The sequence below is a fragment of the Jatrophihabitans sp. genome, assembly GCF_051960575.1.
GTDB lineage: Bacteria > Actinomycetota > Actinomycetes > Mycobacteriales > Jatrophihabitantaceae > JBQCEE01.
In genome coordinates, this window is sequence record NZ_JBQCEE010000052.1 from 1 (window position 1) to 8,460 (window position 8,460).

An 8,460-nucleotide genomic window follows, 5' to 3' on the forward strand; every position below is an offset into this window, starting at 1 on the left:
GTCGGTGCGGAGGTCGGTGAAGGGGTCGAACCAGCGGTTGCGGTGGTTGAACCGTGGTTGCTGGTCGGGGTCGATCCAGGGTGGTGGGATCCAGCCGGGTCTGCCGTCGATCATGACGGGGGTCCAGCCTTGGGCTCTGGCGACGCGGTGGTGGTAGACGCAGGGCAGGTGGCCGTTGTCCACGCTGGTGGGGCCGTGGTCGCCCCAGGCGGTGATGTGGTCGGCTTCGCAGTACCAGATGGGGGCGTCGCAGTCGGGGAACGAGCAGCAGCCGTCGCGGGCGACCATGACCAGGCGTTGCGGTTCGTTGAACAGTCGGGCGAGCGTGCTGTAGGCGGTGACCTTGCCGAGTTTGTCGAGGGCGACGGTGAGGACCTGCGGGTTGCCGCCGGCCCACTGGATGGCGTCGGCGGCGTTGATGAGGGTGCCGTGGCCGGTGTGGGCGACGCCGGTGCCGTCGAGCCAGTCCTCGGCGCGGAGGGTGAGCAGCACGGTGGTGTGCACGCCGCCGGCGGTCGGGGTCGACCCGTTGGCCTGCAGCAGCCGCAGCAGCTGTAGGAACCCGTCGTGACGCCGTTGCGTCGCTGACCGCGGGTCCTTGATCGGGCCCGGCACCGGCGGCGGGGTGATCCCGTCCATCTCGCGGTCGGTGTCGTCGGCGATGCCCTCGTTCGGGTCGCCCGCCGGGTCGGCGTCGGTCTGATCGGGGGCCAGGTTGCGGGGGTGGGTGATGGCGTCGAGCAGGGTGCGGAGCCGTTCGGTGGCTTCCGGGGTCAGTTCGCCGCGAAGCGAGGATGATCCGTCGGCGCGGACGCGCAGGTCCAGTGCCCGGTCGTGCTGGGCGAGGCGGTCGTTCGGGAGGGTGCCGTCGGGGTTGAGCCAGGCGTGGACGTCGTGGCCGAGGTTGCGGACGACGACGGGGTCGGACTGGACGGCCGCTTCCACCAGCAGCGTCTCGACGTGGTCGTGGGCCTGCTCGCGGACGTCTGCGGGCAGCGTGTCGATGCAGCGGGCGATGATGCGGGCGTGGTCGGGGTTGATCCGGCCGCCGGCCAGCGCGGCGGCGACCTGCGGGAACCGGGCGGGCAGCGGCTCACCGGTCGTCAACGCCTGCCGCGGCCCGACCGACCCGGCGGCCCTGACCCGGGCGGCGGCGTCGGCCGGGTCGATCCGCAGCATCGCGTGCAGCAACGCCTTCGTGCTCTGCTGCGACCGCTTCCCCGCGATCCCGCGCCGCTCGACCTCGGCGAGCACCGCCGCGTCGAGCGCGGCGAGCCGGCACCGCAACGCCTCGACCGAGCGCACCGCGTCCAGCAGTTGCGTCTCGCTCGCGAGCGCCGTCGACGCCCCTAGAAGGTCGTCGATCTCGGCGTGCCCAGCGGGCAGCGTCCATGCCTCGACCGCCGGTGCCACCATACGATCAGCGTACCCGAAAACGTGTTCGAAAACAACGGTCCGAAACATGGAAACCGTTATGAGACAAGAGTTTTCGCACTGTTGGCACATCGCCAATGGACGCTGTGAAAGGCTTCGCCGTCACGGATGGAGGCTGCACCTCCATCAGCTGATAGACGAACCGTGGCTCGGCCGGCCCGCCCGGGAATAGCCGGCGCGGAGGTGATGTCGTAGCCCAGGCCGAACCCGAACCGAGCAGGAGGCCCCATGTCCACCATCGTCATCTTCGGCGGAACCGGCTACACCGGCCGCAACATCGCCCGCGAGGCTGTGGCCCGCGGCCACGACGTCGTCGCCGTCAGCCGGTCGACGCCGGACGACCCGATCGACGGCGTGCGGTACGAGACCGGTGATGTGTTGGACGTGGCGCCGCGGGTCATCTCGAACGCCGACGCGGTCGTGGCCACACTCTCGCCGCGCGGTGACATGGCCAACCGGCTCGTCGGCATCTACCGCGAACTCGCCACCCGGGCCGCAGCGGCGGGCGCCCGGTACGTGCAGATCGGCGGGTTCTCGTCGCTGCGCCCGGCGCCGGACCAGCCGCGGTTCGTCGAGGGCGATGTGCCGGAGCAGTTCCGCGCCGAGGCCGTCGAGGGCGACGCGACGCGCGAGATGCTGGTGGAGGACGCACCGGCAGACCTCGACTGGGTGTTCGTCAGCCCGGCGGGTAGCTACGGTGCGTGGGCCGCCGGCGAACGCACGGGCCGGTACCGCGTCGGCGGCGAGGTCGCCCTGTTCGACGACGAGGGTGGCTCGGTGATCGGCGGCGAGGACTTCGCCATCGCGATCGTCGACGAGATCGAGCGGCCCGCCCACCACCGCGCCCACATCGGCATCGCCTACTGACGCGGAGCCGCTACCTCGCCGCCATCAACGACGGCAGGCGTTGCAGCACCGCGTGCCATGCCGCCGACGTCGGATCGATCAACGTGAAGTGGTCGCCGGCGACGGTGAGCAGGTCCGCCGCTCCCCCGGCGGCACGGGCCGCGGCGACGTAGTGCTCGCTCTGGCTGTACGGCACGACCTGGTCGGCGCGACTGTGCACGCAGCACACGGCCACCGGCGAGGGGACGAGCTCGACCGGATCGGCGATCCGGTACCGCCCGGGCACGTGGTCGGGCGAACCGCCGAGCAGGTCCTCGACTGCCGTGCCGCCGACATGCTGGTTCGCCGCGTCGCGGAGGTCGAGCACGCCGGCCTGGCTGATGACGGCGTGCACACGGACGCGGGGACGCGAGCCGGGCGCGCCGGCGGGAAGGGTCGTCCGCGACGCCGCCCACACCGCGAGCTGGCCACCGGCGGAATGCCCGATGACCGTGACCGGTCCGTCGCCGACCGGCAGCGCGGCAACGAGGTCGATGCCGGCGCCGATGTCGTCGAACGTCGTGGGCCACCCACCGCCGTCGCCGACGCGCCGGTACTCGAGGTTGAGCACCGCGTACCCGCGCCCGGCGAGGTCCTTCGCGAGCGGCGCGCCGTAGTCGAGGTCGTACTCGGCGAGCCAGAAGCCGCCGTGCAGCACGACGACCACACCGGCGTGCGACCGGTGCTCGGGCAGGTAGAGGTCGCCGAACTGGGCAGCGTGGTTCCCGTACGAGTGCCGGACGACCGACCAGCCCGCCGCGCTGACGGTGGACGACCGCGAGATGCCCGACGAAGTGCGGCCGCTGGACCGACCACCGCTAGGCGAAGCACTGTCGCACCCCACAAGGGCGCCGAGGCCGATGCCGCCCGCGCCGAGCAGCGCATGCCGTCGGGACACCGACGGCTGGTGCGGCGCCGACGGGGTCGAGGCGCGGCGCACCGCCGCAGCATGGCACACGGGCACGAGCCCGGCAGGTCGTCCGCGCGGTCCCGCGCCCCATCGGGCAGGCTTGGCGCATGACGCCGCGCGCCACCCGCCCACGCGAGACCGACGACGAACCCGTCGCGCTCGCCGTGCGCACCTACGCCGCGCAGGAACCGGCGCTGCACGCCGTGACCGAGCGGTACGTCGCGATCATCACCACCCTGCTCGACGACGCAGGGATCAACTACCTCAGCGTCACAGGGCGGACGAAGACGGTCGCGTCGTTCGCCGAGAAGGCGGTACGACGGCACGAGGGCCGGCCGCTGTTCACCGACCCACTGACCCAGATCACCGACGTCATCGGCATCCGTGTGATCACCTACGTGCAGAGCGACGTCGCGGCGGTCGCCGACCTGTTCGGTGACGAGCTGACGATCATGCAGGACCGCGACCTCGGCGAGGAGACCGCCCGCGACGGCCGGTTCGGCTACGCCAGCCGTCACCTGCTCGTCTCGTCGAGCGCGGTGCCCGAGCGGCCGGCGTCGGTGCAGGTGCGCACGGTGCTGCAGCACGCCTGGGCCGAGTTCGAGCACGACATCCGTTACAAGGGAACGGTCCCCGCCGAGCAGGCGCCCGACCTCGACCGCCGGTTCACGCTGGCCGCCGGGCTGCTCGAACTCGCCGACCGCGAGTTCTCCGAGATCCGCGAGCGGGTGCAGGCGACGCTGTCGGCGCGCGACCCGGACTTCGACCCCGCCGATCCGCGCATCAGCGCGCAGGAACTGGCCACCTTCCTCGCGTCCCAGTACCCGGACGCGGGCTGGTCGCGCACCGACCACTACGGCTGGATCTCGGGCCTGCTGCTCGAGCTCGGCATCGTCTCATTGGCCGAGCTCGGCGGCCTGCTCGCCTCGGTCGACATCGACGCCGTCATCACCCGGATGGGCTATCGGCACCCGGTCGGGGCTGTCCGCCGGCTCGACGATGCCCTCCTGTCGGTGTTCGGCGAGCGGTACGTTCGGCTCACCGGCAACGCGCACCGGTCAACGCTGCTCACCACGCGCCTCGAACGACTGACCGGACGGCCCACGTCCGGTTGACCCCCTGCAGCCTGCGCGAACGGCTCCGGCTCAACAGCTGTGAAATCCCGATCCCGGTGCAGCCCGCAACGGGCTGCACCGGGAGATCAGCTCAGCAGCCGGTCGCCGGCTGCCGGAAGCCCGGGAACGGGTTGAGGTCACCCATGAGTGTGTAGCGGCCGCCGGTGCCGCTCTGGTTCGGCTCGCTGCCGGTGGCATTGCTGGGCGAGCGGAGGAACCAGGGCAACAACGCCTCGTCCTCGGGGTGGTAGTACCCGTCGGAGCTGACCGACCCGCTCGGGTTCGGCCCCTGGAAGTACGGATCCGTCCCCTTCGCGAAGCCGATGCCGACGACGGGGTCGCCGGTCTCCAGCACCGACGTGCAGCCGTACTGCGGCGCGGTCGGGGTCAACCACGGCTCGACCGTGTTGTTGACGAACGGGTCGTCGGCCCACTCGGCGATCTCGTGGCTGATGGGGTGGATGTCCTGGAGCGCCCAGTAGGTGCCACCGTTCGGCCGGGCGTAGACACCGGGCTGCAGGTACGACGCCCAGGCGAAGGTCTGCACGACGCCGTTGCCCTGCGTCTTGCCGTACCCCTTCTTGAGCCCGGCGGCACCGGTGCCGTGGTAACCGATGACGCCGGTCGTGTTGAGGTCGTTGTTCGTGTACAGCAGGACGTCGTTGGTGAGGTACAGCGGCAGATGGGTCGGGTCGGCGCTGTTCTCGAGATTGTTGATCTGACCCGACCACCACGTGTAGTCGATCGCCGGGAACACGACGCCGCGACCGCTCTGCAACAGCGCGCCCTGGTGCTGCGGGACCGTGATCGTCACGGTCGGCTGCACGTTCGCGTGCAGGCGGAGGTGGTACGGACTCGCCCCGGTGCGGGCGAACTGGGCGCGCATCGTCGCGTCCTGCAGTTGCAACGGCACCCCGGCGTCGTCCTGCGAGAGCGGACCGCCGGCGCCGCGGACCTCCTGCGGCAGGCCGGGGAAGTTCCCCGCAGCCGTCGCAGCTGGGGTCGAGCCGTAGTCATTGTTCTGGAACAGCGGCGAGGCCAGCGTGGGCTGGACGACGTCGTCACCACGGAAGACCAGGCCGCCGATGTTCACGTTGATCGGCGTGATGTCCACCTCGACGGTCACGTCGCAGGCGCTGCCGCGGCAGGTGTTCGGGTCTGCACCGACCATGTTGTAGCTGTAGGTCACGCCGTTGTTCGGATCGAGCCGTTGCCCGTTCCAGTGCGTGATCGTGCGGGCCCCGGGCACCAGCTTGGCGCCGCCGTTGAGCACGGTGGATCGCGCCGAGAGCGAGTCGTCGCTGATCACCTGTGGTTCCTGCACGGCCGGTGCGGCGACGCCCGCCTGGACGCCGGACACCAGAAGTCCGGCACTTGCCGCCGCAGCCAGTGCAATGCTGGTCAGACGCATCCCACTACCTCCCCCGGACGACGAGCGGATGATCTGCTCGGATCCGCTGACCGTAGATCTGTGAGCGGGCGTTGTCCACGGTGTGTCCCAGCTGAACACCGGGCGGGCGGTCAGGAGGTCGCCCGCGCATACCGCTCACCGACCCGTCTGACCGCCGCCGCGAGTTCGGGCGAGTCGACGACCTCGAAGTCGGCGTCAAGCACGCCCAGCCAGAACGCGAGGTCCTCGACCGACCGCCCACCCAGTGAGACAAGGCACTTCGTGTCGCCCAACGATTCGATGGCGCCCTGCGTCCAACCGCCCATGCGGCGCTCGGCGAGCTCCGCCGGCAGGTGCAGGATCACGCGACCCTGCACCTTCATCTGCACCTGGCGGGTCTTGCTCGCGACATAGGCGGCGATGTCCTCGGCGGGCAGCGGACGCGCGGTGAACCGGTGCCCGACCGAGCGGGCGTCGCGCAGCCGGTCGATGCGGAAGGTGCGCCAGTCGTCGCGCTCGACGTCGAAGGCGACGAGGTACCAGCGCCGCCCGTAGTTGACGAGACGGTACGGCTCGATGCGCCGCTCGCTCTCAACGCCTGTGTAGTCGGCGTACGCGAAGCGGACGATCTCCCGATCGCGGGCCGCCGCGGCCAGTAGGGCGAGCACGCTGCCGTCGACCTGGGCCCGGCTACGTCCACCCGCCTGCACGGTGTGCGACTGCAGCGCGTCGACCCGGCGACCCAATTGCGGCGGCAGCACCTGCTGCAGCTTCGTCAGCGCCCGCAGCGCCGTCTCCTCCATGCCCTCGACCGCTCCCCCGCTGACGGTGCGCAGGCTGACCGCGATCGCCACGGCCTCGTCGTCGTCGAGCAGCAGCGGCGGCATCGCCTTGCCGGCCACCAGGCGATATCCCCCGACCGCGCCGCGGGTCGCCCGCACCGGATACCCCAGCCGGCGCAGGCGGTCGACGTCGTTGCGCACCGTCCGGGTGCTGACGCCGAGCCGGTCGGCCAGTTCGGGCCCCGGCCATTCCCGGGTCGTCTGCAGCAGCGACAGCAGCTTCAGCAGTCGCGCGGAGGTCTCGGCCATGTCCAGCAATGTAGTGGAACAAGCGGAACGGAGCGTTCCTGATAGCGGCCTAGCGTCCTGCCCATCGAACCCGACGACACCATCCGTACGAGAGGGAAGGCAGCCATGACCGCAACACTCACCCAGCCCGTGGCGGCGGCGCCGGAGCAGATGACCGAGCAGCGCACGCGCTCGGCTTGGATCGGCTTCGCCGTCGTGCTCGCAGCGCTGATCCTCAACATCCTCGACTCGACGATCGTGCAGGTGGCGGCACCGTCGATCCAGCGCGACCTGGCGATGTCGTCGTCGGCGCTCGAGTGGATCGCCGCGGGCTACACGCTCGCGATCGCCGTCGGCCTGATGACCGGTGGACGCCTGGGTGACCGCTTCGGGCGCAGGCCGATGCTGCTGCTCGGGCTCACCGCGTTCGTGCTCGCGTCCAGCGCGTGCGCGTTCGCGTGGTCGCCGGCCGCACTGGTGACCGCGCGCGCGGTGCAGGGCCTCGCGGCCGCGGTGATGATCCCGCAGTGCTTCGGCCTCATCCGCGACCTGTTCCCCGCCGAGCGCATGCAGCGGGCGTTCGCCGCACTCGGGCCGGTGATCGGGTTGTCGACGATCCTCGGCCCGGTCGTCGCCGGCCTGCTGCTCAAGGCCGACGTCGCCGGCAGCGGCTGGCGGGCGCTGTTCCTCATCAACCTTCCGGTCGGCGTGGTCGCGCTCGTGGTGGGTCATCATGTGCTGCCCAAGCCCTCGGCCGCACGCACCGCGGTGACGCTCGACCTGGTCGGCACCGTCCTGCTCGGCACGGTGAGCATGCTGATCGTCTTCCCGCTCGTCGACGGCCGTTCGCTCGGCTGGCCGCTCTGGCTGCTCGCGCTGCCCGTCGCCGCCGTGCCGCTGCTCGCGACCTTCGTCGGGCACCAGCGCCGCCGTCTCGGCGCCGGCCGCACCCCGCTGATCGAGCCGTCGCTGCTCGGCAAGCGCTCGTACGTCAGCGGGGTCGGCTTCACCGTCGTGTTCTTCGGCTCGGTCGTCGGCTTCGGCCTGGTCGTGGGACTGTTCCTGCAGCTCGGGCTCGGCTTCAGCCCGCTCAAGGCCAGCCTCTACCTGGCCGGTCTCGCGGTCGGCGCCTTCGTCGGCTCGGGCGTCGGTGCGTGGGCGATGACGGCAGTGGGGCGACCGATCCTGCACGTCGGCCTGACCATCATGGCCGGGGGCACGACGCTGCTGTACCTGCTGCTGCACGGTGCGGACGGGCGCGTCACCTTCTGGGACCTCGCCCCCGGCCTCACCGTCTTCGGCGTCGGCATGGGCATGATCTTCGTGCCGCTGTTCTCGATCGTCATCGGCGACATCGACGACCACGAGGTCGGCTCGGCCACGGGTGTGCTCGAGTCGCTGCAGCAGCTGGGGGCGTCGCTCGGCGTCGCGGTGCTGGCGACCGTGTTCTTCGACGGCGTGCGGCTCGACCACGGCCGCCCCGAGGCACTACCGGCCGCCGAGCACGCGCTGCTCTTGATGCTCGTGCTCATCGCGGCCGCGTGGGCCGTCGGCTGGCTGCTGCCGCGCCGGGCCCGCGCGATGCACTAGCGTCGCATCACATGATCGCTTGGGCGAACGGCATCGCCGCGGCCCCCCGCGTCGGCGAGGCCGTGG

Annotated in this window: 7 protein-coding genes; 3 read left to right on the forward strand and 4 right to left on the reverse strand. The window is 71.3% G+C overall.

All coding sequences use genetic code 11. The annotated features are described in order from the left end of the window. Positions 1 to 1,416 (reverse strand): DUF222 domain-containing protein (locus ACTHMS_RS02565; protein ID WP_440305111.1); only part of this gene is annotated, 1,416 nt, incomplete at its 3' end. Between the two features lie 246 nt (positions 1,417 to 1,662). Here ACTHMS_RS02565 and ACTHMS_RS02570 point away from each other — a divergent pair. Further along, positions 1,663 to 2,301 (forward strand): NAD(P)-dependent oxidoreductase, encoded by a 639-nt coding sequence (locus tag ACTHMS_RS02570; RefSeq protein ID WP_440305112.1) that lies wholly within the window; start codon positions 1,663 to 1,665, stop codon positions 2,299 to 2,301. 10 nt (positions 2,302 to 2,311) lie between these two features. Here ACTHMS_RS02570 and ACTHMS_RS02575 read toward each other — a convergent pair whose 3' ends face one another. Then, a complete protein-coding gene (locus ACTHMS_RS02575) occupies positions 2,312 to 3,259 on the reverse strand; it encodes an alpha/beta hydrolase family protein (RefSeq protein WP_440305113.1) in 948 nt (315 codons plus the stop codon). Positions 3,260 to 3,336: 77 nt separating this feature from the next. Here ACTHMS_RS02575 and ACTHMS_RS02580 point away from each other — a divergent pair, with 77 nt between their 5' ends. Further along, positions 3,337 to 4,344, forward strand: coding sequence for a GTP pyrophosphokinase (locus ACTHMS_RS02580; RefSeq protein ID WP_440305114.1), 1,008 nt, complete (start codon positions 3,337 to 3,339; stop codon positions 4,342 to 4,344). A gap of 91 nt (positions 4,345 to 4,435) precedes the next feature. Here the strand turns inward: ACTHMS_RS02580 and ACTHMS_RS02585 are convergent, their stop codons facing one another. Then, the gene (locus ACTHMS_RS02585; protein WP_440305115.1) at positions 4,436 to 5,704 is read right to left on the reverse strand and encodes a hypothetical protein; all 1,269 of its coding nucleotides are present in this window, start codon (positions 5,702 to 5,704) and stop codon (positions 4,436 to 4,438) included. Between the two features lie 161 nt (positions 5,705 to 5,865). Next, a complete protein-coding gene (locus ACTHMS_RS02590) occupies positions 5,866 to 6,825 on the reverse strand; it encodes a helix-turn-helix transcriptional regulator (RefSeq protein ID WP_440305116.1) in 960 nt (319 codons plus the stop codon). A 63-nt stretch (positions 6,826 to 6,888) separates the two neighbouring features. Between ACTHMS_RS02590 and ACTHMS_RS02595 the strand changes: the two genes are divergently transcribed. Next, positions 6,889 to 8,394 (forward strand): MFS transporter, encoded by a 1,506-nt coding sequence (locus ACTHMS_RS02595; RefSeq protein WP_440305117.1) that lies wholly within the window; start codon positions 6,889 to 6,891, stop codon positions 8,392 to 8,394. Positions 8,395 to 8,460 lie beyond the last annotated feature (66 nt).

Coding starts and splice junctions, on each gene's coding strand:
- ACTHMS_RS02570 (WP_440305112.1), top strand. CDS start 1,663: ATGTCCACCATCGTCATCTTCGGCGGAACCGGCTACACCGGCCGCAAC.
- ACTHMS_RS02580 (WP_440305114.1), top strand. CDS start 3,337: ATGACGCCGCGCGCCACCCGCCCACGCGAGACCGACGACGAACCCGTC.
- ACTHMS_RS02590 (WP_440305116.1), bottom strand. CDS start 6,825: ATGGCCGAGACCTCCGCGCGACTGCTGAAGCTGCTGTCGCTGCTGCAG.